The following is a 26,399-nucleotide window of genomic DNA, read 5'->3' on the forward strand; positions in this document are numbered from 1 at the left end:
CAATCTGCATAAAGAAAAGCCTGCCTCTATTAAAAGAGACAGACTATTTCTTTTCAGCCTTCACATTCACCTTTGGAATCAGGATGATCATCACAACGAGACCAAGGGCTATCAAGAAACCAAAGATCATCGGAAGCAGTGCCGATGTCTGCTTCTCATGATCATCCTCAGATGGTGCTGATACAGCCGAATCACTAAAAGAGATATTCATCTCTTTCATCATACCAGCCGGTGTTTTGGGCGGGTTCTCCTTTAGATCACTAAAAAGCTGCGGAGAAAGAGATCCCCCCGGGGCTTTGGGCGGTTCAGCAAAATGAATGTCTGTTTTGATTTTTGACGTCGTTTTGCTTTGTTCGTATTTTGTTTGATCCCTCAATATACTCGAGTTAATATTAAGTTCCTTTTCCTGATATTCATTCGGCTTGACATTCGTATCCGTATCTTCACCAGCAGCGAAAGCAGCAGGGATGAGGAGAAAAAGGGAAACGGCAACGAGTGCCGCCCCTTTCACGAATAGATTAAGCTTCATGAGTCACATCACGTTCCTCTGTTTTATCTTTCCATAGCTTTTTCACAAGCGGTACGACCATGAAAAGGACAGTTAAAATCACTAACCCTGTGACGCCCATTCCAAAGGTGTCTCCATTTCCATATTGGATCGACAGGTATACGTCTGTCACTGGATTGGTAAAGTGGAAATTCGGCATCACCAAATCAATTAACGGTGCGACAAAGAAGAAAATCAGTGCCGTTGCTGCCATCCATCCGGCAATGGAACCGAAAAGGAAGGCCGTGCGAATAAAGGCAGAGCACGCCACTAACAACAAAATGGTGAAGATCGACCATTGAATGGCTTGATCATCTGCAAGTTTGTAAATGTTCAGTCCAAACAAGCTGATCATGAGTCCGACTAATAGATTCAAGATGCCAAACAGTGCACCTTTGACCAGCATCGGAGCTGACGCATAATACGAGCTGAAAAAGCCAATTAACAAACTGCTGATCATCACAATGACCAAAATGACGACCGGCGGTACAGTCTGCGTTTTTTCTTCCGGCACATCGCCGCTGATTTTCAGCGGATTGGCTAAATGGTTATACACATAGTTGCTGTTGCCTTGATCACTTAATGTATTTCCTAAAATACCCTTTAAATCTTGCTGAACAAGCTTTGTAGAATCGACATTCTTGCTCCAGTTTTCATTCAGCGTATCTGCTTTTTCTTGAACTGTTGTGACACTCTCTTCAATGTTATTCGTATAATCCGCCACCCCTTTTTGGCGGTCGGTTAACGAACTCATATTTTCAGAAAGACGAAGCACCTCCTGACCAATTGAATCCTGTGCACTGACAACAATTGAACTGCCTGCAAGGTCTGCTGTATACACCGCATCTCCTTGATCAGCCATTTGCTCAGCTACATTGTCCGCACTTTCAGAAATTGTCTGTAATTCCTGTTCCATGCTTGCCTGCTGAGTCGTAATGTACTCCGCATAACCATCTGAAAATTTCTGCATCTCATCAATAAAAGTAGACACATCATCGTTTGATGTCAGCATCTGGTTTTTGAGCTTATCCCAGTTTTCTGTTTCTTCTTTTTTGATGGAGAGGATGGATTGGATTTCATCTGGTTTGGTGTCGACCAAAGAAGAAGGATCCTTCTCTTGATAGAAGCTGTTAAGTAATGCTTCATAATGTACTAATTCATTTGAATACTTTAATAATTCTGATGCATTTTCTGATTTTGTATTAAAATCCCTAAGTTTATCCATTTTCGATGTATATTGATTTAATGGAGATTGAGTTGTTTCTATTCGTTCTAATTTTCTTGTAATAGCAGATTCTTGTTTGATGATGGATTTCTTTATATCACTTATGTTTTTATTGTTGCTAGTTTCTATTCTTATTATTTTTTCTTCTAGTTTATCTATTTTATCTGTTAAAGATTTTAATACTTTACTCAAAAGATCGACTTTTCCTTGTAATTGATCATTATGAGCTGTGGTTTTCTCCTCGATATTCTTTTTCACTTCTTCTAATTTTAGGGACAGTGCTTTTAGTTGCTCTTTTGATTGAACTGACGTTGATTTGGTTTCCCCAGTTTGTTCTGGATTTTCTTTATCATTTTCTGGAGTAGGTGGCGTTTCTTCATTTCCAGACAACTCATCTGCCACTTGATTTATTTCTGTTGAGATTTCAGTTAATTTCTTCGTCTCTTCTTCAAGATCGATTTTCAAATCGTCTGTCGAGTCTTTTTGGTCTTCACCTTGATTATTCGAATCCTCATTCGGATCCTCTTTCGGTTTCTCTGCTTCAAACAATGCCTTTCTTGAAGCTTTCAATTGCTCTTGCAATGGAGTAATTTTATCCCCTATGTATGCAAGATATTGAGCTTCATAATTTCTAATCAGTTCTTCCTGAGACGTCTTCACAAGTTCCTTTAACCCCGTGGATTGCTTAGGAATAACGTCTCCTCTCGACTTTTGAACAGATTGGATGGCGCTGTCCGTTGTTTTCAGCTGACTTTGTACCCCGTTGATGTCTGTTTTGAGTCCGCCCATTTGATCACTAAAGCTGCGGGCATTTTGGTTTTGAATGTCAGCGAGTTGTTTGAGCCCTTGCTGGATTTGCTTTTGACTTGCTGATTGCGCTTTGATCAAGAGATCCTTTTGTTTGTCTTGATACTGCTGATATTGATCGACTGCTTTCACAAAGTCCTTTAACTGGTTCTTTGCTTCTTCTGTTGTACTCAAGCCGTCTTTATACTCTTTCTGTGAATCGGCCATCGCATTTTTTAATTCTTCTATTTGTTTCTTCTGCTGCTGGACGGCATCTGATAGTTTGTTTGAGTTCGGTTTATAGAAGTTGTACATCGTGTTTTGGAATTCGACTTCTTTGCCGACAATATGCTCAAACTCTTCTCTTACATTGCCGATTTCCTGTGATACAAAACTCCAGTATAGCGTCGACATCTGTTCATTCATTTTCTTTTGTGCATTTTCCAGCTCTCTTTGCACTTTCTCTTTATTGACTGCATTGAGCTGATCTTGAATTGAAAATTGAATGGACGCCTTTTCAGGATGGTCTTTATCATAGCTCAGCACATTTTTAGAGAAATCAGACGGAATATAAAGGACAGCGTCATATTTTCTGTTTTTCAGTCCATTTTCCGCCGCACTGCGATTCACTACAGTCCATGTATAATCAGGACGCTCTGACAATGCTGCCACAACATCCTGTCCGAAACGAGCCGTGTTTTCACTTTCGCTCGCTCCCATATCCTCATTGACCACTGCAATATTTCTTGTGGCATTCTTCTTCTGTTTTGCCGGGTCATCTCCAATCAGGTGGAAAAATAAAACCGGCAGCACAAGAATCAATATCATGGTGGATACGATTTTGATGGAGCTTTTTTGCTGCTCTGTCATTGAACACTCTTCCTTTCTACCGCACATAAAGGAACCTGGATTTTCTTCTCTTTTCCGTTTTCAACCAAATACCCGAAGCCTGGCTGAATCTCTGGTTCTTGTCTTGCATACGGAAGCGGTATGATGTTTTGCTCTGATTTTTTCATGAGTAACATAGCATGACGAACTTGTTTGATTTCGTTTGTGAGTGCATCATAGCCCTTACTGAACTCGGTATGATTCCCTGATGCAATCAGGCTGAAGCCTAAGTGTGCATATGACTTCATGAAATCAGCTAATTGATCTTGAAGACGCGGATCGATCGTCTGCTGAAAACGCGTAATGCCATCAATCACAAGCACAATTTGAGGAAATGACAGCTGATCGGTCTCCCCTTGGCGCACAGCTTCGACATACATTTCTTCCCGCACCTTGAATATGCGGTCCATTTCTTCTGCCCATTCGGTGATATCATCTTTTGTTTCAAGGTAATCAATGTTCTCTTCTTTTGCATAATGGGATAGACCTCGATCAATTGAATCAAAGACAGCCAGCTTTTCAGGCTTTGCCACTAAAAGCTGATCGAGCATCAGTTTTGTCACATTTGTTTTCCCGCGCTGCGTTTGACCGATGATGAGACAATGTTTATTCTTTTTCAAGTCAAAATAAACAGGTGCCACAGATTCCTCATCTAATCCGACTGGAATGTCATAAGGCGGTTTTTGTTCATCTAAACGACTCTCAAGCTCCCAAACTGTCAGCTTATCAGGAAGCATTGGCACAGGCTTTGGTTTTTCGGATGCTTCAAAGCGGTCATGAAGAAGCTGTATCTCTTGTTTCAAATGCTCAAACAATTCGAGATCGTTCTCTCCTTCAACTGGCAGAAACATTTGCGCAAAATAAAGCTCTTCTTTGTTAATAATGACTCGTCCTGGGATCGGCTCTAAGCTGAATTTCGGTCTGCCAATAATCGAGTACGCCTCTCCTTGATCCATTAAGTAATGGACAATCTTTGTTTTCAAATTGTTCATCAGCGATTGACGCACTGCATTTACCCGGGTTGCTGTAATCAAGAAGTATATACCTAGTGATTGTCCGTCACGGCTCAGCTGAATAAATTCAGATTCGAGATCATGCATTTCGTCTTTCACAATGTCAAAGTTGTCAATCACGATAAAAATGAACGGAAGCTTTTTCTCATTTAAGGCGTTGTACATTTTGATATGACTCATTTCTTGCTGTCTAAATAACCGCTTGCGATATTCAGCCTCTTCCCGCAGACGCTTCATTGATTTTTGGATCTTTCTCATCTGATCCATTAAGAAATAATCCGCCGTATGCGGCAGTTTGGCTAACGGAAGCAATGTTCCGTTTCCGAAGTCATAAATATATGCATGCCATTCTTCAGGTGAATACCTCTCCGCAAAGCTCATCAGCAGTGTTGTAGCAGCAAGTGATTTGCCGTAGCCGGAGGAACCGAAGATGCCAATGTTCCCATCTTCCATCATTTGATAAGAAAGTGGATGCTGGCTTTGCTGATCTGGTTCATCAACAAGCGCAAAATGGAAGACATGCTCTTCACTCGACGCATAACGCGTTTTTGGAATCCGTTCTTCAAGCGGTGGAAGCCATGGACTTGGCAGCTTCTCAATTCCAAGCTCCTGCTGCATACGTTCAATTTCATCCACAACAGCGGAAATCTCCGTCACTGTCTCTTTTTTCACTGCTGGCTCTGTGCTTACCCCTGATAACGGAATAAGACCAGTATCTGTCACAATGGCAATGTCATCTTCTGAGCCGTAGCCATCTTCCATATATGGTGCACCGCTCCAAGCCGATTGGAACAATTCATAAATTTCATTGTTGCCCACTTGTAAATAACCGCGGCCTGTGACCGTAATGGACGCTGCATCACTATTTTTCAAAATTTCCTTACTGTCTGACGCATCTTGTACTTTTAGTGCGACCTTAAAACGGGAGTTACTCCAAATCTGGTCATCAATGACCCCGCCTGGCTTTTGGGTAGCCAAAATGAGATGGACCCCAAGGCTTCGGCCGATACGTGCAGCGCTGACAAGCTCCCTAATAAAGTCTGGCTCTTCACTTTTTAATTCAGCAAACTCATCAGAGATTAAGAACAAGTGAGGCATTGCCTGCTCAGCCTTTTTCTCCTTGTAGAGCTTCGTATAATCATTGATGTGATTCACGTGATACTGATCAAACAGCCGCTGCCTTTTCTTCAATTCACTTTTAATTGAGGCAAGCGCTCTTTCACTAAAGTTCTTGCTGCCTTCAATATTGGTGATCGTTCCAAGTAAATGAGGAATATTTCGAAACGGCTGCGCCATTCCGCCTCCTTTATAGTCAATCAACAGAAAAGCAACTTCATGCGGGTGAAAATGTACAGCGAGCGATAAAATATACGTCTGTAAAAATTCACTTTTCCCTGATCCCGTTGTCCCCGCCAACAGTCCGTGCGGACCATGCGCTTTTTCATGCAGGTTCAGATCGACAATGTCGTTTTTCCCCTTATAACCGATTGGCACTGATAATGATTTGGCCGTTTCTGAAGTCAGCCATTTTTCACGAATGCCAATGTCATCTACCTGTTTGGCATGGAAAAGATCAAGGAATGAGACCGTCTCAGGAATCGAATTGGTCATACCAACTTGATGATCTAATGTTCTCAGTGTTCTGGCAAACAGTTCATTGTCCCCGCGCTGATGTGTATCAAGCTGAAACGGAATTCGTACTGCCTTTTTGTGCTGAATGAGAATATCTCCTTCTTCTTCGTTAATATAACGGACAAGCGTTGAAATATTTTCAGCTAAGCTTTCCTTTGTTTCTGCAGCAAAGAGAATGGAGATACCAAGGTCTGTCCGGCTGCCTTCTAAGTATTCTAAAATCACATGCTCGGCAATGAGCTCATGATTTGTCACGATGAACACAAAATGAGGCGTAAAGATTTTCTTCTCTTTTTCTTCTTCTAAATCACGCTCACGTAAAATTTCATAGATTGAGGACAACAGCTGATCGCGTGTTTGTTCGTTGTAAATAAACCCTTTGCCATATGTATGAGGCAGCTGGAAATGCGGAAGCCATTTCATCCATTCCCAATTCTCATACTCCTGCTCATGAAAGATAAAGACAAATCTCAAATCGTGATAGCTGTGCGAGAAAGCAAGCTGTCCAACAAGCTGATGTAGCTCATTTTTCACAATCGCAGGCTTCCCAATTAATCCTGTTGGACCTTCCGCAAGACCGAATGTAATCGGGACATTCTTCACTTCACGATATACTTTTTGCATGTGCTGCGTTTGTTCCATTAAGTCATCAATATCTCGATTGGCCATATCGCCGCCGCTCATCGATAATTCATAGCTTGATGGGACTGCGCCTGTGCCAAGACGCAGGTGCAAGAAGTCGTCACTCACAAGCGTCTTTTCCCAAATGCGTCCGCTGATTTCTGATGTTAAATACTTCATTTGTTCAAATGACGGATAATGATACGTCAAAATATATTGCTGGCGGTCATACAGCTCCTGCAGCTCTTTCCGCTTATTTTCTAAATAAAGAGAGTAGACTCGCTGACGCTTCTCTTCTCGTCTTTTGCGCTGTGATTTTTCCTTAAAGTATTGAACGGACGATGTAATTAACGTCATGATAAACATTGCCATCGACACGATAATAAAGATTCCGCGCGGCTGGATTAGGGCAACAATCCCCATCACAAGGAGCATCACAAGCGGCGGAAGGACAACAAGCCAAAGCCCTCTGCTGTTATTTTCACTCTCCTGCGAAGGAAAGCTAAAGGATACCCTGTCATCTGGCAAATCATAAATCAAACGCGGTGTACGTCTGTATGAAGGGTATTTTTGTTTTGTTTCCGTACTTGGCGGTCTTGTTTTTTCCAAACGTGTATGAAAAGGTTCGTAAGCTGTCACCTGTAATAAATCATCGTCTTTAAATGTCACCGTCAGGAAGTTCCAGAACAGCTCATCTCCTGCATATACCTTCTCTGGACCGTGAATTTTCTTTCCGTTCACGTAAATCTTCTCGTCTTGAGGCATGACATACCATGTTCCTTCAATTTTCTCTAAAGTGAACTGGCTGGCATCTTGAAACATGGAATGGGCTTGTTCTTTCCACACATCTATCTCATCTTTCTCTTCACGTGAAAAAGACAGCTCCACTCTATTTCCTAGGTAATAAATATGTTGATCATGATGTGCATCCATTAAAATAAGTGTAAGTGAACCAAGCTGATATGGTTCATGTGGAAGTAATTTGCCCTTCTTCTCATCTCCCTGATAAATATAAAAACCATCATTCGGTTCTTCAGGAGATAAACGAATGACCCCTTCATCAAACGAAAGTGAAGGGATTGTCACCGTATGCTCTATTTCAGGTCCTATCAGAGCTTCTCGATTGAACTGCTCATCTAAACGGACAGTTTGATAATCCTCCTCATAAAAAACCCAAAGAAGACTCAAACGCTCCACCTCCTCATGGGACAGCACCAACTGTCAGTTGTATCGAAAGAGTTATTTTTTCTCATCTTTTTTCGTCTGAGAGGTTTTCTTTTTCGCTTCAGATTCTTTCTCTTTTTTCTCTTGATCGGCTTTTGACTCTTTTTGTTCAGCTGTTTCATCTGTTTGGCTTGCGTCTGAGGAGTCACTTGTGCTTGTCTCGGTTGTTTCTTTTTCTTCATATTTCGCCATTTCCTTAATGATCGGATCTAGCTGTTTTTGTTTTTCTTCAGCAGAAAGGCTGTCATCGTTTTGAATTTCATTGCGGTAGGCGACGAGTGCCGTAAATATGTACCTGTCGTCTCCAAGCACCCGTGCAATATCAAGTGCTTCCTTGCTATTCCCTTGTCCAATATGAATCCAGAATAGGAAGTATTGCGGATCTGTCTGCAATGTGTACGTTTCTGTGATTTCTTTTTTATGCTGATCAAGCAACAGACTGCCTTGGTTCGTTTGTACATACGAAATGGCCAGTTCATATTGAAGAGAGACTGGCATTTGATTGGCTGGATATTTCTCTAACGTATCCACCACTTGACTGTACTGCTTGTTGAGATAATATTTGTTTGCCTCGACGTACGCTTCTTGTTTTGGCATGGCAAAAAAGAAGGTGTAAATGGTGTACACCAATGCAGGGATTAACAGGACAAGCAGACCTAGTCCGATGTATCGCTCGATCTTCCATTTCTTTTTAGGTATGGTTAAGAGCGTTTTTTCTTTCGCATCGATTGCTTTGATCTTTTGCTCAATCAAAGCTGACAATTCTTCCAGCGACTTCGTTTCACTAATTTCTTTTGCCAGCTCAGATAATTTCAGCGTTTCATTGTAAGCCGCATATTCTTGAAATTGATATTCATGGTCGACCACTCGAAGAACAACAGCCTTGACCTCTTTTAACAGGCGATACTCATCGGTTTCATATGGCGGAATGCTTTCTTTAACCCCATAATGCAAAAATGCAGGAGCTAAGCCTTGATGAAAAACAATGTTTTCAGGAGAAACAATAGGATGCAGCCGTTTCACATCGTGTTTAAGAACTGCATCGACAAGCTGGTATGAAAAAATCCATTTGCTTTTTTCATCCTTTGCATGGATGAAACGAAATTCCTGATAGGCAGGAGGCGGTTGTATAGAAATGATGACCTCATCTTCAGTTAATTGAATCTCTTTCTGAAATGAAGGATTGATGTCTTTGATCGGTGCCGCTTCTAAACCGTCTAAGAGTTTAATCGTCTCTTTTTGAAAAATAAAGGTATAGGTGCCTCCCTCTTTTTTCATGACTGCTTCTAATTGTTCTTCTAAATAGGAACTCTTTTTATCTGCCATTTACAAAAGTCCTTTCATAGTATTTCCAGCCTGTCTCCTGTGGTAATTCCACAGTCTGACAGCTTATATTCGCCTGAAAACACAGCTTTCTTATTGACTACTCGCACCCATCCGCCTTCCCTCTTTGGAAGTGAGATTTGTTTTGCCTGCCAGGCGATATGGATGACTTGTTTTATATGTAAATAATTTGATAGTCTCAAATCAAACACACTGCCATCATAATTTTTTAAGTCGATGGTAATATCGATATACACAAATTTCCACCTCACAAAATAGAAAGAGCGCCGGCATCCATTGACAGACTCGGCGCTTTTTCTGCATTTCACACTTAGAAAGGAAATCCCTTTGATTAGCCGCGGATTTGGCTTGCGATGTCTTGGTCAGTGCTTTCAAGTGTATTTGCCGTTTGATCAAGCTGATTGCTGACATCTGTTAATAGATCAGACATTTTGATAAATGAAGGCTTAAGCTGCTCGTATTGATCAGCAAATGCTTCACTAGAAGCACCTTCCCACATTCCTTTTAAATCAGAGATCATTCTATTTAGACGATCAACTTGGTTTAACACTTCTTGACTTTCAACACCATATTGCTTAGCGGTCGCTCTTAGTTCTTCTGGGGTTACGCGAATAATTCCTGACATATTCCTCATTACCTCCCGTGCATAGCCGCCATATAATGGGCTAATCCACTTATTTTTTGACGTTATTATTATAAAAACAGAAATGATACACAGTCAAACAAATCTGTTTTTATTTTACAAAATGAGTCTATAGAATTACTGTTTTTTCGCTTTTTATCTAGTATTTAACAGTTTTTTGGTCATATATTCTTAATAAGTATGCACCTGCTTCGGTGGACCTTTCTGCCTATTGATTTTTTACTACGTTATTATTGTACTATTTCTTTTTCAGCGTGCTTCAACATCCATTTGCTTGCTTCTCACACTTTTTGTTTTTTTAAGTTTATGGCAGTTTTTTGTTGATTTACGTACCTCATTCTCTTCATAATGTAAGTACGTGAAATATTCGAAAAAGCAGGGGTTTTTTATGACAAAAAAGACAGATCCGTTTAAGTATAGTCTTGATCGTTTAGAGGATGTGGCAGACCAAATTAGTGATGTGCTCAATTGCCCTATTACTATAGAAGATACTCATCATCGATTATTGGCATATAGCACACACAATGATTTTACTGATCCCGCCAGAACTTCAACCATTATCTCCCGCCGAGTACCGGAAAAAGTCATTAATCGGCTTTGGAAGGACGGCATCATTCCTACACTCCTTAAAACAGACGAACCGCTTCGTGTCCCTCAAATTGCAGAGGTGGGTTTATCTAGCAGGGTCGCCATTTCGATCTGGAAGGACAAAGAAGTGCTCGGATTTATTTGGGCGATTGAATCCGCACAGCCTTTTTCAGAAGAAGAAATGGACCTTCTCAAAATGGCAGCGCATGCCGTGAAAAACAAATTACTCAATTTACAAATTCGAAAAACGAAAACAGAAGAACGTAATCAGGAGCTTTTCTGGAAGATGCTCACAGGTCATATTCATGAAAAGGATGAGATGCTTGACCTATTTTTAAGGCTTGGCATCAGATGTCCAGACACATATGCCATCATCATCTTCCGTCTTCGTGACGAACTCACAGAGGAGACAGAAAAAAAGCTGTCCTATCTGCTTGAAACAACACAGCAAGTTCAGGTACTGTTAACGACTGTTGATTTTCACGAATTCATTATTCTTGTCTCACCAAAAACAGAACATCCGCTTCAAGATATTAAGCAATTCACAAGCGGCATGCTGCAGCAGCTTGCGGACCGGTATCATATTCAGCATGTTCAGGCAGCAATTGGAGGAATTTACGATAACATCTCTCAAATTCAGCCTTCCTATAAAGAAGCACTGGCTGTATTAAAGACGAAAGAACGCTTTCCAGTTGAAACAGAACGTTTAAACAGCTTTTCTGAACTAGGCATTTATCAATATCTTGATGTGCTTGCTGAGAAGCGAAAGGGATCTTCTTACTCCAGTTACTCTTTATCAAAGCTGGAGGATTACGACCTGAGGCATCATTCCAACCTTGTCGAAACCCTTGAGCGGTTTATTGACTGTGACAGTAATGCCAATATTGCCGCAAAGCAATTAAACATCCACATCAATACCTTAAATTATCGATTAAAACGGATTACAGACATCGCAGAAATTGATTTAAAAAACATGAATGAGAAAATGACCATCTACCTTGATATGAAGCTAAAAAACGTCCATTTGTGAAATTTCACAAAGAGGCGTTTTTTTATTTTTTATTTCAACCGAAGAATTTTCTAAACTTTCCGGATACACTAGACATACAATATCAATAGATAAGCATAGGAGGAATAAACATGATCATCGGCATTCCGAAAGAAATTAAGAACAATGAAAACCGAGTGGCTTTAACACCAGGAGCAGCTTCTCAATTGCTTTCAGCTGGACATCAGATTTTAATTGAAACAAACGCTGGTTTTGGAAGCGGATTCACTGATGACGATTATGTATCTGTTGGTGCAGAGATTCTTGATCAGGCGAAAGATGTATGGGCATCTTCTGATATGATCATGAAAGTAAAAGAACCATTACCTGAGGAATATCCTTATTTCAGAGAAGGACTCATCTTATTTACGTACCTGCATCTAGCCGCAGAGCCCTCCTTGGCTGAAGCATTAAAACAAAAAGGCGTTACAGCCATTGCTTACGAAACAGTAACGGACGGAAAATCACTCCCTCTTCTCACACCTATGTCTGAAGTAGCAGGCAGAATGGCCGCTCAAATTGGTGCACAATTTTTAGAAAAGCCAAAAGGCGGAAAAGGTATTTTACTTGCAGGGGTACCAGGGGTATCAAGAGGAAAGGTCACCATTATTGGCGGCGGTGTTGTTGGAACAAACGCAGCGAAAATGGCGATCGGACTTGGCGCAGATGTCACCCTGATTGATGTAAACGCAGAACGCCTGCGTCAGCTGGACGACCAATTTGGCCATCAAATGAAAACGTTAATGTCCAATCCTGTCAACATTGCAGATTCAGTCAGTGAAGCTGATCTTCTCATTTGTGCTGTGCTGATTCCTGGTGCCAAAGCACCGACGCTAGTGACAGAAGAAATGGTGAAACAAATGAAGCCTGGTTCTGTCATTGTGGATGTAGCGATTGATCAAGGCGGCATTGTCGAAACCATTGATCATATCACAACCCATGACCAGCCTACTTATGAAAAACATGGCATATTACACTATGCTGTCGCCAACATGCCAGGCGCCGTTCCGCGGACATCAACTGTTGCGTTAACGAATGTCACTGTTCCATATGCGCTGCAAATTGCGAATAAAGGCGCTGCAAAAGCCATTAGAGAAAACAATGCCATCGCAGAAGGTGTCAATGTCATGAACGGACATATCACGTACGAAGCGGTCGCTCGTGATCTCGGCTATGATTACGTACCTGTCAGCAAAGCCATCGATGCCACTTTTATGACCGAAGCTTAATCAGCAACCCGCCCTATTCATGGGCGGGTTTTATTGTTAACCTAAAATAAAAACAAGTTGACAAAAATCCTTCTTCCCCTTAATCTATTTGTACAGATAAGACAGGGGGAAACATCATGCAAAAGAAGACAAGAACTGCTGACTTTGTGCTAGTGGGAATGTTTGCTGCACTCATGGCTATCGGAGCCAATATCACATCCATTGTGCCGTTTTTACAGGTCGGCGGAATTCCACTTACGATGCAGCCGTTTTTTTGTGTGCTTGCTGGTCTCTTACTCGGCAGACGGCTTGGCGCATTAGCTATGATTGTCTATGCCTTGGTCGGAATTGCTGGTGCACCTGTATTCGCCCAGTTCTCTGCGGGCTTTGGGGTCATTTTAGGCAAAAGCGGCGGCTTTGTATTATCGTACATCCCTGCTGCCTGGCTTGCTGGATTCATTCTAGAGAAGAGAAAAAACCCTGGCTTTGGCCGCTTTTTGCTTGCAGCCATTGCTGGTACGACCGTGATGTATGTGATCGGAACCACCTATACATACCTCGCATTAAATGTATGGCTCAATGCACCGATTTCCTATCAAACCACGTGGTTCTTTATGATCTGGTTTATGGTAAAAGACTACACATTGACGATATTACTTGCGATGCTGGCACCTAAAATTTATCGCTCTGTTTCCAAAGCCACATCCTTTCGAAAACAAGAAGCTGTATCATAGAAAAAAGAGCCTATCTTCATTCAGGCTCTTTTTTCATCATTACTCAGCGTATTGGTCTATGATTTCTTCCAGCATTCCTTCAAGCACTTCTACATCTTCAAGATCTGATGGACTGAAGCGGTAGCGTACAAGCTGTTCTCCATCATTATACATCTCCTCAAGCCAGCCTCTCAGGCCTCTTGCTCTACGGTCGACTTCGAAAACAATGTCTAATCCGCCTTCATCTATCAGAAAAATCAGCTCTAACTCATCAAGCATATAGCGATAGTAGTCTGATGTCGGAATGAACTCGAATTCTTGGACGAATGGCAGGCGCCGCTGGAAGTAAGGTGCTTGCTCACAGTCTGCTTCGTTCATGTGGAAACCTAGATTGCTAGTGGCTTCCAGCACATTTTTCACCCAAGGATGTGCTTCAACGAAAATACGGTCATAGTCAGATTTATCGATTCCGCCTTGGATATCAAGGTCTGTCATTACTGCAATTTCTACTTTTCCGATCGTCATCGGAGTATCGATAGGAAGAATAAATGAAAACGGAAATTCATGCTTTTCTCCAGGCTGGATGGTAAAAGAATCCGTCACCCGTAAAGTAAAGATATTCACATATTTTCTATGCTCTTCATCATCTTTCACAATCACATACTGTGTTTGAATCTTGACATTGATATAACGGATGTCCTGAGCAATTTTTCCGCCCTTTACATGGACAGTTCCCGTTACTTCTTGTCCTGGATAATAAGCGTTTTTCTCTAAAATGGTATCTACCTTTGCCGCACCAATTCCTGCACTTGCCGCTAGCTTTTTAAAAAATGACATGTCCCATCTTCCCCTTTTCATTTTTATCAGCATATATACGTAAGATAGAGGAAGAAAGATTCATTTAATTCATACTTTTGTCCTAATTATTTTTCATCTGCGAACAACAAAAAAGCTTATAGAAAAAACATCATCGTTTTCTCTACATGCTTTTCATCTTACAGAATAATCGCCGCCAGCCAGCCGAACAGAACAAGCGGAATATTATAATAGATAAAAGTTGGGACACAAGTTCCCCAAATGTGGTGATGCTGTCCATCCATATTCAATCCAGATGTTGGCCCAAGCGTGCTGTCACTTGCAGGTGAACCTGCATCTCCAACAGCCGCAGCAGAGCCAATAATGGCAATGGTGGCCATTGGACTAAATCCTAAGTGTAAGCAAAGTGGAACAAAGATGGTTGTAATAATCGGAATCGTTGCAAATGATGATCCGATTCCCATTGTCACAAGCAGACCAACAAGCAGCATTAAAATCGCCGCAAGACTCTGGCTGTTTCCGATAAATTGGGAAGATGCTTTGACAAGGGATTCAATGTCTCCTGTTTTTGTTAACACGTTGGCAAATCCAGCCGCAACAAGCATGACAAAACCGATAAATGCCATCATATTCATTCCAGATGTAATCAGTTCATCTGCTTCATCACGTTTCATCATTCCTGTCACAAACAAGACAAGCAGTCCTGAGAGTGCACCGAAGATCATTCCTTCCACACCAAGGCTTTGCGATAGATAAAGCTGGACAATCAACGAAACAAGAATAGCAAGACCGGCAAAGAATAAGCTTTTTTTCGTATAAGCCGATTTTTCTACATCTGTAATTTCACGATCCTCATATACCTTCGGCTTTCGATACACAAAAATGGAAACGATCAAACCAAGAACCATCCCCGCAACAGGAATCAGCATGGCATATGGAATATCTGCTAAGTTTACAGTCAGCCCCGCTTCCTTCATATTGTCACGAAGCATTCCGTGGAAAATCTGTCCGAAACCAACTGGAAGTAATATATATGGTGCAGTGAGTCCGAAGGTCATGACACACGCTAGCAGTCTGCGGTCAATCTGAAGCTCGTTAAACACCTTTAATAACGGCGGAATTAAGACTGGGATAAAGGCAATATGAACAGGGACGACGTTCTGTGAAAAACAGGACACGATCAAAATGACAAGAACGATGAGCACTTTTGATAGTGTTTTCCGTCTTGAATCGCCTTCTTTTCCTAGAAGCTTCACTGCTCCTTCAACCATGGCATCTGGAAGACCTGTTTTCGTCAGTGCCACAGCAAATGCCCCTAATAACGCATAACTAATCGCCACTGTTGCATTTCCTCCGAGTCCGTCCGTAAAGGCGTCCACTGTTCCTCCCAAGCCTAATCCACCTGCAAGTCCACCAGCTAAAGCGCCTATAGCCAGCGCAATCACGACATTGACCCGCAGCAAGCTTAATATCAACATTAAAACAACCGCTAAAACAACTGCATTCATGGTGAAACCCCCGAAATCCTTTAGTTTACTAATGTAGTAGATAATTAAAGTACCAACGTATGTTACCATAGAAAAAAAACTTCGTCAAATGGCGTATGTCCTACATAAAAAAAGCCCTGCCACTTGGCAGAGCCTTCTCCTTTATTTCTTTCCTTCAAATCGTTCCACAAATGTTGCGAGTGATCTTACCATTACACCTGTTGCCCCTGTTGGTCCAAAGCATGAAGGTTTTTCTGTTGTAGCTGTTCCTGCAATATCTAAGTGAACCCAAGGGGTATCCTCTGCGAATTCGCCAATGAAAGCACCTGCCATGATCGCATGACCATCACGGCCTGGCGAGTTATTGAGATCCGCCATTTTGCTGTTTCGTACTCGTTTCTTATCTTTTTCCGTGATGGGCAGCTGCCAGATCATTTCACCGCATTCTTCTGATGCTTCTTTAAACTGAGCGTACAGCTCATCGTTATTGGTCATCGCGCCTGTTGTCTCATTTCCAAGCGCCACAATGACACCGCCTGTTAATGTGGCCACATCTACAAGGACAGAGGCACCGTGCTGCTTCGCATATGTCACCCCATCTGCTAAAACAAGACGTCCTTCTGCATCCGTATTGAGCACTTCGATTGTTTTACCGCTTAGTGACACAATCACGTCGTCCGGCTTCATAGCGTCTGCCGAGATCATATTATCGGTTGAGGCAATGACCGCAATGACATTTTGCTCTGGACGAAGTTCGCCGATGATTTCCATTGCGCCTAAAACAGACGCTGAGCCGCCCATATCTGTTTTCATGCCAACCATACTCGCTCTTGGCTTTAAAGAATAGCCGCCGGTATCATACGTGATGCCTTTACCGACAAGGCCGATGACGTCTGTCCATTCTTCCTTGCCTTGATATTTCAATACGATGAGTTTTGGCGGTTCTGTTGAGCCTCTATTGACGGCTAAAATACCGCCCATTCCTAGCTCTTCCATTTGTTCTTTATCTAAAATTTCAATCTCAAATTCATATTTATATGCAAGCTCTGCCGCATACGAAGCCAGATCAGAGGATGTGAGCATGTTCGGCGGCATATTCACAAGGGTACGGGCCGAATTGACTGACTGTCCGTACACTTCGCCGACTTTCAAACTTGCCTGAATTTCAGCTTGATCATGCTCTGTCGTTGCATAAACAAACTCGATAAAGCGATCCGGTTCATTTGTTTTATGTTTAAAATCCTGTAATTCATATGTAGCTAAAAGGCAGCTTTCAGAAAGGGCATGGGCTGCATCTTGAGCAGGCAGATCCTTTCCAATAAACGTATCCAGCAAGACAGAAACCGCTTGCTTTTTATCTTGATGAAGCTTTTTGAATAAATGGGCAAACACTTCTTTTGCCTCTTCAAACGTGTAATCTGATTCCTTCCCAAGCCCGACAAAATAAATGCGTTTGATGCCTGTTTCAGGGGATGGGAAAAACTTTGAAAGCTGATTTCGTTTGGATGAAATGTCGCCTTCTTTTAATAATTCAGTGATTCTTCCTTCAAGTAATTCATCCATTTCTTTTGCTTTTCCTGATAATTGGCTCTTTTGAAAAAGTCCGATCGCCAGTGTATCTTTATGCTGCAAATCATTTGTCGAGAAAAACATATTTATCACACGCTCCTTAATGAACTCCATTTTTCACATTGGAACTTCTATTATATCAAAATTTGCGTTCCTATACGATCATTGCCAGTCTGTCTTTACTTGATGAACATTTATATTTTCACACGCGGAAGGGCATCATGAAAAAGCGGCGAAAACCTGAGCAGCCTGTCCGTGTTCTCCTCGTTCCACATCTACTTTCTTTAATGTTATAATGAACATGGACTTGGCAGCTTTTTTTACTGCTATCATTTTTTCATCATACTAGGATTTTTAGTTCATCATTTCGCACGATATTTTTTCTTAAAGAGAGGATGTTTCTTGTTCATGAGCGTACTGACGAATTTTCCGCTGCTTGCCAGCCTAGCAGCCATCTTTTTTGCACAATTTGTAAAAGTACCGATTCAATTTATCATTTCTAGACGACTAGATTGGTCGCTCATTACAAGCACAGGCGGAATGCCAAGTTCACACTCCGCAGCAGTAACAGCACTCTCCACAGCAGTGGCTTTAGAGCACGGGCTAGATACATCTATCTTTGCCATTTCCGCCATCTTTGCCATTATTACCATGTTTGATGCGACAGGCGTTCGCAGACAGGCAGGAGAACAGGCGACTGTTCTCAACAAGCTCGTAACAGATTTTAACCGATTTGTTTCCGAAGCAAAGAATTTCCCAAATGCGGAAGAAAAAGAAAAGCAAAAGAAATTAAAAGAGCTTCTTGGTCATAAGCCGATTGAAGTTTTCTTCGGCGGCTTAACAGGGATCTTGCTGACACTCATCTTAGATTATTACTTTATGTAGAAGCGAAAAAGCTTTGGACCTTAAACGGCCCAAAGCTTTTTTATTCTTTATTGGCTTGAAACTGCTGACGGAATACTTGCATCGATTCTGCTTCATTGAGCTGATTTAAGTCTTTTTCCGTTAACGTCCCTTCACCCTTTTTGATGATATACACATCGAGCACTTTTTTACCCCATTCTCTATACACATCATCAACGGTTTCATAGTATAAATCAAGCTTATGACCTTTAATGGCTTTCCCGGTATCTGCAACCACACCGTAGCCATAGTTCGGGATAAACAGCACCGTTCCAATCGGAAAAACAGATGGGTCGGCTGCCACTGTTGAATATAAATCACGTTTCACTTTAACGCCTGAATATGTAATGCCATATGCATGATGTTCCTTCGTTTTGCCTGTTGATTCCACACCTGCTGTATAGCCGGTTGCCACAACCTTCTGTTTCGGGTAATCGTTCCAATTAAACGCCTCTTCGAGAGAAACAGACCTCGCATCTTCACTTTTGAGTGCCATCGTTTCCCTTTTTGGTTGCTGAAAAAAAGAAGATACTTGCCTGCCCGCATCGGTCTCTTTCACCCACGCAGCTAAATCACTTGGTTCGACTCCAGATATACCCGTAAAGCTTGTCAAAAGTGCAAGCATGAATAGGGCTGTCATGAACAATCGTTTCATCCATGTTTTCATCTCTATTTGTCACTCCTCTACCCATCTATTTGTTTCCAAACAAAATGGAAACTATGCAAAGGAGAAACAAAAAAACCCACTTGCGTGTCCACAAGTGAGTTAAAACATTTGATACCCTCTTTTTCGAAGTGCATTAATGACAAAACCTGATGTGATTGCACCGATCAGGCCGCTTAATAAGATGATGATATCTGCCGCAGCGAGTGAGACGATCCGGTCTCCTATTCCTGAAAAAGCGGTGCCAGGCTCTCTTACATAAGCGATCATCTTTTGATTGTTGATAATGAAAAGGCATACAATTGGATATAAAATAGCCATAATCCATGACATTCTCAGCAGCATATTGAGCAAAAAGCCAATGCCGAAGAATAACACGAAAAATAAAATAACTGAAATGATAACGACTGGTAAACTGATCACTTCATCTCCACCCCCAAATATCCCATCATTAGTTTAACTTGGAAATAGAGATGAAGTCAATCAATGGAAAAAGCAGATCGATTAACGCTTCTTTCCTGTCCCTTTACATTCCTCACACGTTTCAGATCCGCCGAGCAATAGCTGAAAGTACCCTTTTCCTGAACAATATTGACAGGTTGATGTTTTTTCCTTTGTTTGTGCATTCATATTGCTCACCCCTTAATCTAAATTTTCTGATAATTTATCATAACATATTTTGCTGCCGATGACCAAGTGAGAAAATATACCACAACTTATAAAAAAACGTGTATCACGAGGATACACGTTTTTGTCTATAATGGTTTAGAAGAACTTGAATTTTCCTTTTTTCAGAACAAGTCCTGGTCCGCCAACCATGAATAAAGAACGGTTGTCGATGATTTTCTTCATTGCAGAAGCTTTTGTTCCTTGAAGTTTTTTACCAAACGCAACACCTACAGCGTCGTGTTCACCAAGAGAAGCAACTGTTCCTTTGATGTCTGGCTTAAAGCTTTCAAGAGAACCGCCTTTTACTAGTGCTGCAAGGTTTTTCGCTACTGTTTCACCTTGCTGCATAGCGATTTGTGCAGTTGGTGGGTATGGACGGTTGATTTCTTCATTGATAATCAATGAACAGTCACCAATGATGAAGACATCATCATTTTCTGGTACACGAAGATCTGGAGACACTTTTACGCGGCCGCGCATGTTTTCAAAACCGGCTTCTTCAACGATTGGGTTACCGCGTACACCTGCAGCCCAAACAACAGTTGCAGCTTTGATTTCTTCTGTATCATCGTCTTTTCCAACAATGATCCCCTCAGGCGTACATTCTTTGATCGCTGTACCGATTTTGAACTCAACACCTTTACCTTGAAGGTAGTTCATCGCATAGTCGATCAATTCTGGATCGAATCCAGGAAGAGCTGTTGGCGCAGCTTCTACACAGATGATACGCACGTCTTTTTGATCAATGTCATACTCCTTGCAAAGCTCAGGCACACGGTTTCCAAGCTCACCAAGGAACTCAATACCTGTGAATCCTGCGCCGCCGACAACGATTGTCAAACGCTCTGGACGTTTTTCAGCATCCGTATTATACGTCGCAAATTGAAGCTCAATGTGCTCACGAAGCTGACGAGCAGAGTTGATGTTAGAGATTGAGAATGCGTATTCTTTCAGTCCTGCAATACCAAATGTTTCAGGAACAGCACCAAGTGCAACAACAAGGTAGTCATAAGAAAGTTCGCCCTCTGATGTCACAACTTTCTTTGCTTCCTTATCAATGCTTTCAACTGTTGCTTGTACAAAGTTGACACGGGAACTGTTAATCACATCTTTGATTTGATAACGACAGCGGTCATGATGAAGAGTACCTGCACTTGCTTCATGAAGCCATGTTGTTTCGTAATGATAATTATGCTTGTTCACAAGAGTAATGTCCGCATCATTTGTGCCAAGCTGTTTTGTTAATCTTGTTACAGTCATTAATCCGCCATAACCTGCACCTAATACAACGATTTTCGGTTTATTCACTGGAATCACATCCACCTTTTTTAAATTTGCTGTAAAACGGATAAAGAATTACATATCGTTATTCTCAACCGCTTTGCGGCATTTTATGAAATTTAAACAAAAAAATAAGTATGTGAAAATCTGAACTTTCACCTACATAAAACGAAAGCATTTGACCGTATCCGACAAAAATTCATAAAAAATTAATATTTAGTTCCCTTAACAATAATAGCGAGTTCTGCTCCAATTTTCAAGGCTTTAAACTGAAAATCCTTATGATAAACGGTCTTTCTCACTTTTTCCTTCTTTTCAAAGCTTCAGCATCAAAAAACGACAAGTTTTTCAAAACAAGTCAAACGACGATATGTGGTATGATATGATATAGTGATAACAATTTTCATTTGGGAGGATTAAAGGAATGCAAGAAGATTCTAAGGTATATGACATTACCGTTATCGGGGGCGGCCCAGTTGGATTGTTTACTGCGTTTTACGGAGGCATGAGACAGGCAAGTGTGAAAATCATTGAAAGCCTTCCTCAGCTCGGCGGTCAACTTTCCGCTCTTTACCCTGAAAAATATATTTATGATGTGGCTGGATTCCCAAAAATCCGCGCACAAGAATTAGTTGATAACTTAAAGGAACAAATGGATAAATTTGATCAAACCATTTGCTTAGAGCAGGCAGTTGAAACGGTTGAAAAACAGGCAGATGGGATCTTTAAACTTGTGACAAATCAAGAGATTCATTATTCTAAAACAATCATCATCACAGCTGGTAACGGTGCATTCCAACCGAGAAAGCTTGAACTAGATGCAGCAGAATCATTTGAAGGAAGCAACCTGCATTACTTCATTAATGACTTGAACCAATTTGCCGGCAGACGTGTTGCCGTTCTTGGGGGCGGAGACTCTGCGGTGGACTGGGCACTTATGCTTGAACCAATCGCAAAAGAAGTCTCCATTATTCACCGCCGCGATAAATTCCGCGCGCATGAGCACAGTGTAGAAAACCTGCACAACTCGAAGGTCAATGTACTGACACCATTTGTACCAACTGAGCTCATTGGTGAAGACCGCATTGAACAAATCGTGCTCGAAGAAGTCAAAGGCGACAAAAAACAAGTGCTTGATGTGGACGACGTGATCGTCAACTTCGGTTTTGTTTCCTCCCTTGGACCAATCAAACAATGGGGCCTTGAAATCGAAAAGAACTCCATCGTGGTGAAATCTACAATGGAAACAAACATTGAAGGCTTCTATGCGGCAGGAGACATCTGTACGTATGAAGGAAAAGTCAAATTGATCGCAAGCGGATTTGGTGAAGCACCAACTGCTGTCAACAATGCGAAAGCTTACATGGACCCGAAAGCCCGTGTACAGCCTCTCCATTCCACAAGCTTATTTGAAAACAAATAAGAGCGGATCAAAAAAGGAGTTCCCACTCGCGGAACTCCTTTTTCGTTTATTTAAAAATCCCAATATAGGCATTTGCCATCCCAAGTACCATTGCAGCAAGCAGCACCACAACAATCCCTGCCACAACCAAAATCACCCGATCCTTCACACGTTCCTTTTTCGGAAGCGGCTTCTCAATCCCGCAAGACGGACACGTTTTGGAACGATACGGAATCAGTTCATGACAGTTCCTGCAATTGATTTGTTCACTCAAACCTCAGCAACCTCTTTTCTGACTACAGTTTATGTTTGGTTCTCATGATACTCTTTTCGAGTGGAAATAGCCAGTTGTTCGGGCAAGCTGTAACAAAATTGAGCGATTTGTGATGTATGGAAATTAATGAAGGTATCATCTGTTCTACCGATATAAAGAAAGTAAAATAGATCATGAAGGTTAGGTGAAAGATGTTGAGGCGTTTCATAATTAGTGTTTGCTTGTTACTCATTATTGGCGGCTCAGTTGAACTGTTTGCAAAAGACTTTAACAAACGTGATGCTGAGTTCGCAGCAGGGTTAAATATTGATGTTGATCAACTAGAACCTTTTTTAAAGCATGTCTCCTCTTCGATTTTGGACTCTGGTTTGAATTATCAAGACATCAAACAGATACAGTCTGAAATAAAGAAAATGCAAAAGGACAATGAAACGAAAGAAATCGGTACGTTTGAAGTCATGTATCGCGGAGAACCAGCAAAGATTCGAGTTGAGGTTGAAGTACATGTGGAAGATGTCAATAAAGAAGTCTTGATCTATTTGTTTAGTACACATGAGTTGATCTATGTCCTCGACAAAGAACTGTTAAAAATCGAAGAAGAAATATGAGAAAAAGATGCTGAGTGAGTGTCTTTTATCTTTGCTCTCAGTTCGATTAAAAAAGCCTCCTTGATCGTGTTGTTTACAAAACAAACGAACAAGCAGGCTTATCTTTATCCATGATCAGTTGTTAACACTCTTCCGGCGTACCGGTATTCGTCGCTGTTCTGAAAGAAGAACCGCATCCGCATGATGCAATGGCGTTCGGATTGTCAATCGTGAAACCGCCGCCCATGAGTGATTGTTTGAAATCAATGATAGTTCCGTTCATGATATCAAGGCTTTCGGAATCGACAAGGACATTGATGCCGTGCTGTTCAAACTGCGTGTCTTTCTCTGAGACTTCATGGTCAAAGCCCATGCCGTATGAGAGACCGCTGCAGCCGCCGCCTTTTACGCCCACTCGAAGGAACGCATTTTCTTCTTCATGTTCTTTCATCATATCTTTAATCTGCAGTGCAGCAGCTTCTGTAATGGTTACTGGTGTACTCATGATCATCCCTCCTTTTGACTGGATGTTTCTTTTCAATTATAAACGTGATGATGCCTTTTCTCAAATAAATGGTTTAGAGATAAAATGTGCCGTCACAAATCGTTTCAGCAGGTCCTGTCATGAGCACGTGGTCATTGTCTTTCCAGCGAATGATGAGGTCTCCGCCTGCTAAATGAACGGTCATGTCTGTTTCTTTTTTCGCCTGACCATTCACAATTGTGGATACAGCCGCAGCACAGGCCCCTGTTCCGCAGGCCTGTGTAATCCCTGAACCTCTTTCCCACACACGAAAATGCAGTTCTGTTTCACTGACAACTTCAACAAATTCTACATTGACGCCTTCTGGGAACATGTCGTGTTTTTCGATGATTGGTCCAAGTGTATGAAGCGGTGCTTTTTCAATGTCCTCTAAATAAAAAACGATGTGCGGGTTTCCCATTGAAACGGCCGTTCCATTTAAAACTGCCTTGCCAAAATCAAGTGCCTCATTAATCGTTGTGCTGTCCGGTTCACCAAGCATTGGCATCGCTTCTTTTTCAAAACGTGGTTTTCCCATATCTACTGTGACTAGCTGAACGTGACCATCCTGAGCGTGAACGGTCGCTTCAACGAGTCCTGACAATGTCTCAATCTGGAACGTTGTGTCCGTCACAATTTGATGCTCATACACATACTTTGCAACGCAGCGCAGCCCGTTACCGCAGTTTTTGCCCTCTGATCCATCATTGTTGAAAATGCGCATCTTCACAGGTGCAACATCTGATGGACAAATAAGGATCATCCCGTCAGAACCGATTCCTGTATAAACAGAAGAAACGCGGATCGCTATCTCTGATAGCTGCTCTTCTGGAAGCTGTTCCTTCATCTGATTGACGTAAATATAATTATTTCCTAATCCGTGCATTTTCGTGAATTGAAATGATGTCATGAGCTTCCTCCAAAAATGTTGTTTCTTTATAGTATAAAAGGAGTCGATTCAGGAGACAATCTTATCATCCCCCGTTTTTCATACATAGAAGCTCTTTGCTGTCATGGCAAAGGGCTTTTATTATGCATATGCCTCTTTTTCTCTCGTGTGATGCTTCATATTGATGATATTTTATTAGCATAACATATTGGATGCGCTTTCTATTAATTCTCCTTAAAAATGGAAGATGAAAATGTGAAAAAAATGCACCTCATGACCCATGTGGTGCATTTAAAACATGTCGTTTTCCTCTATAAAAGCATAAATACGCTCGACTAGCTGCTCTGCATTTTCTCCTGAAACAAATTCTCCATTCACAAGTGCAAATGGGGAGTCCATACATTTGCCGCAATAGCTTAAACAGCCGTATTCCATTACGTCTAGGTTTGGGTCTTTTTCAAGCTTCTCTTTTGCTTCTTGAGACCCTTGTGCAAGATTACTTACACAAAATTCGATCAGTGGAAACACTGTGCTTCACCTCACATTGCCTTACCATCCTACCGAAATTCCTTGTATTAGTCAAAATATGAGCTTCATCTGTATCGTTACGCCTATTCCTCGTAAAATGTTTTACTATTTAGGACTAACTGATGAATATGTAGGTTATTTTGAAACAATTATTGTGGTTTCACAGTAAATTCGATATAATTTTATTTGGTATTTTAACTTAAAGTTTTTTAGTATAAGTGTTTTTCAATGTCTACGGGGAAAAGGAGAATCGTCATGAAAAATTTAGTCTTGATCGGCGGAGGTTACGGGAATATGCGGGTTCTCCACCGCTTATTGCCAAATCAATTACCTGATGATGTCACTATCACATTAATTGATCGAAATCCTTACCACTGTTTAAAAACAGAATATTATGCACTTGCTGCTGGAACGATCTCTGATCATCACATTCGAGTATCTTTTCCAGAGCATCCGAAGCTGGATATTCAATACGGGGAAGTAGAAAAAATTGATATTGAAAACAAACAGATTTTATTCAGCGACCGTGAACCGATTCCGTATGATGACACGGTGATTGGACTCGGCTGTGAGGACAAGTATCATAATGTCCCTGGTGCGAAAGAACATACATACAGCATTCAAACCATTGATCAGTCAAGACATGCGTATAACAAATTAAACAATTTGAGCGCAGGTGCAACGGTTGGCATCGTCGGTGCTGGACTTAGCGGGGTAGAGCTGGCCAGTGAACTAAGAGAAAGCCGTGCTGATTTAAACATTATTCTTTTCGACCGCGGAGAGCTGATTCTATCGAGCTTCCCAAAAAGATTAAGTTTGTATGTGCAAAAGTGGTTTGAAGAAAATGACGTAAAGATCATTAACTGTGCCAATATTACAAAGGTTGAAGAAGGTGTCGTTTACAACCATGATGACGCGATTGAAGCAGATGTCATCGTGTGGACAGCAGGGATACAGCCAAGCAAAGTGGTACGTGAGATGGATGTTGAAAAAGACGCACAAGGCCGCGTCGTATTAACTCCTCATCACAACCTCCCAGGGGATGAGCATGTATATGTTGTAGGTGACTGCGCAAGTCTGCCGCATGCCCCAAGTGCACAGCTTGCTGAGGCGCAGGCAGAACAAATTGTCCAATCTCTGCAAAAACGCTGGAAAAATGAGCCGCTTCCTGAGGCTTATCCACAGTTTAAGCTGAAAGGTGTTTTAGGTTCTTTAGGGAAAAAAGCCGGCTTTGGCTTAGTGGCTGATCGTCCACTTGTTGGGCGGGTGCCAAGACTTCTGAAATCTGGACTCCTTTGGATGTACAAACATCACAACGGCTAAAATT

General features: G+C 41.6%; 24 protein-coding genes. 7 read left to right on the plus strand and 17 right to left on the minus strand.

Annotation, left to right across the window (positions count from 1 at the left end; all coding sequences use genetic code 11):
• Positions 1-43 precede the first annotated feature (43 nt).
• The 6 genes from essA to NSS65_RS15380 form a co-directional block, all read right to left on the minus strand.
• Positions 44-529, minus strand: a complete 486-nt coding sequence (gene essA / locus NSS65_RS15355; protein ID WP_326135320.1) for a type VII secretion protein EssA — start codon at positions 527-529, stop codon at positions 44-46.
• Positions 519-3,428 carry a type VII secretion protein EsaA gene (gene esaA, locus NSS65_RS15360; RefSeq protein ID WP_251232460.1) on the minus strand — a complete coding sequence of 970 codons (2,910 nt, stop codon included), beginning with the start codon at positions 3,426-3,428 and terminating at the stop codon, positions 519-521. Before esaA ends, essA begins: the two co-directional genes overlap by 11 nt.
• On the minus strand, positions 3,425-7,900 hold the full coding sequence (gene essC / locus NSS65_RS15365) for a type VII secretion protein EssC (protein WP_326135319.1): 4,476 nt from the start codon (positions 7,898-7,900) through the stop codon (positions 3,425-3,427). The genes esaA and essC overlap by 4 nt, the downstream gene beginning before the upstream one ends.
• 51 nt (positions 7,901-7,951) lie before the next feature.
• Positions 7,952-9,262 carry a type VII secretion protein EssB gene (gene essB, locus NSS65_RS15370; protein ID WP_041115803.1) on the minus strand — a complete coding sequence of 437 codons (1,311 nt, stop codon included), beginning with the start codon at positions 9,260-9,262 and terminating at the stop codon, positions 7,952-7,954.
• Between the two features lie 14 nt (positions 9,263-9,276).
• On the minus strand, positions 9,277-9,516 hold the full coding sequence (locus NSS65_RS15375; protein ID WP_003213579.1) for an EsaB/YukD family protein: 240 nt from the start codon (positions 9,514-9,516) through the stop codon (positions 9,277-9,279).
• 95 nt (positions 9,517-9,611) lie between these two features.
• On the minus strand, positions 9,612-9,905 hold the full coding sequence (locus tag NSS65_RS15380; RefSeq protein WP_003213769.1) for a WXG100 family type VII secretion target: 294 nt from the start codon (positions 9,903-9,905) through the stop codon (positions 9,612-9,614).
• A gap of 406 nt (positions 9,906-10,311) precedes the next feature.
• Between NSS65_RS15380 and NSS65_RS15385 the strand changes: the two genes are divergently transcribed.
• From NSS65_RS15385 to NSS65_RS15395, 3 genes are all read left to right on the plus strand, one after another.
• Positions 10,312-11,541, plus strand: coding sequence for a PucR family transcriptional regulator (locus NSS65_RS15385; RefSeq protein ID WP_024423341.1), 1,230 nt, complete (start codon positions 10,312-10,314; stop codon positions 11,539-11,541).
• A gap of 110 nt (positions 11,542-11,651) precedes the next feature.
• Positions 11,652-12,788, plus strand: a complete 1,137-nt coding sequence (gene ald / locus NSS65_RS15390) for an alanine dehydrogenase (RefSeq protein ID WP_034282594.1) — start codon at positions 11,652-11,654, stop codon at positions 12,786-12,788.
• A 116-nt stretch (positions 12,789-12,904) separates the two neighbouring features.
• Complete coding sequence (locus tag NSS65_RS15395) at positions 12,905-13,501, plus strand: biotin transporter BioY (protein WP_326135318.1); 597 nt, start codon at positions 12,905-12,907, stop codon at positions 13,499-13,501.
• A gap of 39 nt (positions 13,502-13,540) precedes the next feature.
• Here the strand turns inward: NSS65_RS15395 and NSS65_RS15400 are convergent, their stop codons facing one another.
• The 3 genes from NSS65_RS15400 to NSS65_RS15410 all read right to left on the minus strand — a co-directional run bounded on the left by NSS65_RS15400 (position 13,541) and on the right by NSS65_RS15410 (position 17,436).
• Complete coding sequence (locus NSS65_RS15400; protein WP_326135317.1) at positions 13,541-14,317, minus strand: sporulation protein; 777 nt, start codon at positions 14,315-14,317, stop codon at positions 13,541-13,543.
• A 158-nt stretch (positions 14,318-14,475) separates the two neighbouring features.
• On the minus strand, positions 14,476-15,804 hold the full coding sequence (locus tag NSS65_RS15405; protein ID WP_326135315.1) for a Na+/H+ antiporter family protein: 1,329 nt from the start codon (positions 15,802-15,804) through the stop codon (positions 14,476-14,478).
• Positions 15,805-15,945: 141 nt separating this feature from the next.
• Positions 15,946-17,436, minus strand: a complete 1,491-nt coding sequence (locus tag NSS65_RS15410; RefSeq protein ID WP_326135314.1) for a leucyl aminopeptidase — start codon at positions 17,434-17,436, stop codon at positions 15,946-15,948.
• 324 nt (positions 17,437-17,760) lie between these two features.
• On the opposite strand from NSS65_RS15410, the gene NSS65_RS15415 reads away from it, so the two are divergent.
• The gene (locus NSS65_RS15415) at positions 17,761-18,237 is read left to right on the plus strand and encodes a divergent PAP2 family protein (RefSeq protein WP_024423347.1); all 477 of its coding nucleotides are present in this window, start codon (positions 17,761-17,763) and stop codon (positions 18,235-18,237) included.
• A gap of 40 nt (positions 18,238-18,277) precedes the next feature.
• Here the strand turns inward: NSS65_RS15415 and NSS65_RS15420 are convergent, their stop codons facing one another.
• The 4 genes from NSS65_RS15420 to NSS65_RS15435 form a co-directional block, all read right to left on the minus strand.
• Positions 18,278-18,922 (minus strand): 3D domain-containing protein, encoded by a 645-nt coding sequence (locus NSS65_RS15420; protein ID WP_034282599.1) that lies wholly within the window; start codon positions 18,920-18,922, stop codon positions 18,278-18,280.
• Positions 18,923-19,021: 99 nt separating this feature from the next.
• The gene (locus tag NSS65_RS15425; protein WP_024423349.1) at positions 19,022-19,342 is read right to left on the minus strand and encodes a YuiB family protein; all 321 of its coding nucleotides are present in this window, start codon (positions 19,340-19,342) and stop codon (positions 19,022-19,024) included.
• A gap of 81 nt (positions 19,343-19,423) precedes the next feature.
• Positions 19,424-19,549, minus strand: coding sequence for a YuiA family protein (locus tag NSS65_RS15430; protein ID WP_157840088.1), 126 nt, complete (start codon positions 19,547-19,549; stop codon positions 19,424-19,426).
• Positions 19,550-19,684: 135 nt separating this feature from the next.
• Entirely contained in the window at positions 19,685-20,902 is a 1,218-nt protein-coding gene (locus NSS65_RS15435; RefSeq protein WP_170825856.1) for an NAD(P)/FAD-dependent oxidoreductase, read from the minus strand.
• 391 nt (positions 20,903-21,293) lie between these two features.
• On the opposite strand from NSS65_RS15435, the gene yumC reads away from it, so the two are divergent.
• Positions 21,294-22,292 carry a ferredoxin--NADP reductase 2 gene (gene yumC, locus NSS65_RS15440; protein WP_034282604.1) on the plus strand — a complete coding sequence of 333 codons (999 nt, stop codon included), beginning with the start codon at positions 21,294-21,296 and terminating at the stop codon, positions 22,290-22,292.
• Positions 22,293-22,338: 46 nt separating this feature from the next.
• Here yumC and NSS65_RS15445 read toward each other — a convergent pair whose 3' ends face one another.
• Positions 22,339-22,545 (minus strand): hypothetical protein, encoded by a 207-nt coding sequence (locus tag NSS65_RS15445; RefSeq protein ID WP_024425965.1) that lies wholly within the window; start codon positions 22,543-22,545, stop codon positions 22,339-22,341.
• Between the two features lie 191 nt (positions 22,546-22,736).
• Between NSS65_RS15445 and NSS65_RS15450 the strand changes: the two genes are divergently transcribed.
• A complete protein-coding gene (locus NSS65_RS15450; protein ID WP_326135313.1) occupies positions 22,737-23,153 on the plus strand; it encodes a hypothetical protein in 417 nt (138 codons plus the stop codon).
• A 121-nt stretch (positions 23,154-23,274) separates the two neighbouring features.
• Here the strand turns inward: NSS65_RS15450 and NSS65_RS15455 are convergent, their stop codons facing one another.
• The 3 genes from NSS65_RS15455 to NSS65_RS15465 form a co-directional block, all read right to left on the minus strand.
• Positions 23,275-23,637, minus strand: a complete 363-nt coding sequence (locus tag NSS65_RS15455; protein WP_024423354.1) for an iron-sulfur cluster assembly accessory protein — start codon at positions 23,635-23,637, stop codon at positions 23,275-23,277.
• 73 nt (positions 23,638-23,710) lie between these two features.
• Entirely contained in the window at positions 23,711-24,565 is an 855-nt protein-coding gene (dapF, locus tag NSS65_RS15460; protein ID WP_326135312.1) for a diaminopimelate epimerase, read from the minus strand.
• A gap of 270 nt (positions 24,566-24,835) precedes the next feature.
• Positions 24,836-25,072, minus strand: a complete 237-nt coding sequence (locus tag NSS65_RS15465) for a YuzB family protein (RefSeq protein WP_008346813.1) — start codon at positions 25,070-25,072, stop codon at positions 24,836-24,838.
• A gap of 255 nt (positions 25,073-25,327) precedes the next feature.
• Between NSS65_RS15465 and NSS65_RS15470 the strand changes: the two genes are divergently transcribed.
• A complete protein-coding gene (locus tag NSS65_RS15470; RefSeq protein ID WP_034282611.1) occupies positions 25,328-26,395 on the plus strand; it encodes an NAD(P)/FAD-dependent oxidoreductase in 1,068 nt (355 codons plus the stop codon).
• Positions 26,396-26,399 lie beyond the last annotated feature (4 nt).

The sequence above is a fragment of the Bacillus sp. FSL K6-1006 genome, assembly GCF_038593175.1.
Taxonomy (GTDB): domain Bacteria; phylum Bacillota; class Bacilli; order Bacillales; family Bacillaceae; genus Bacillus; species Bacillus safensis.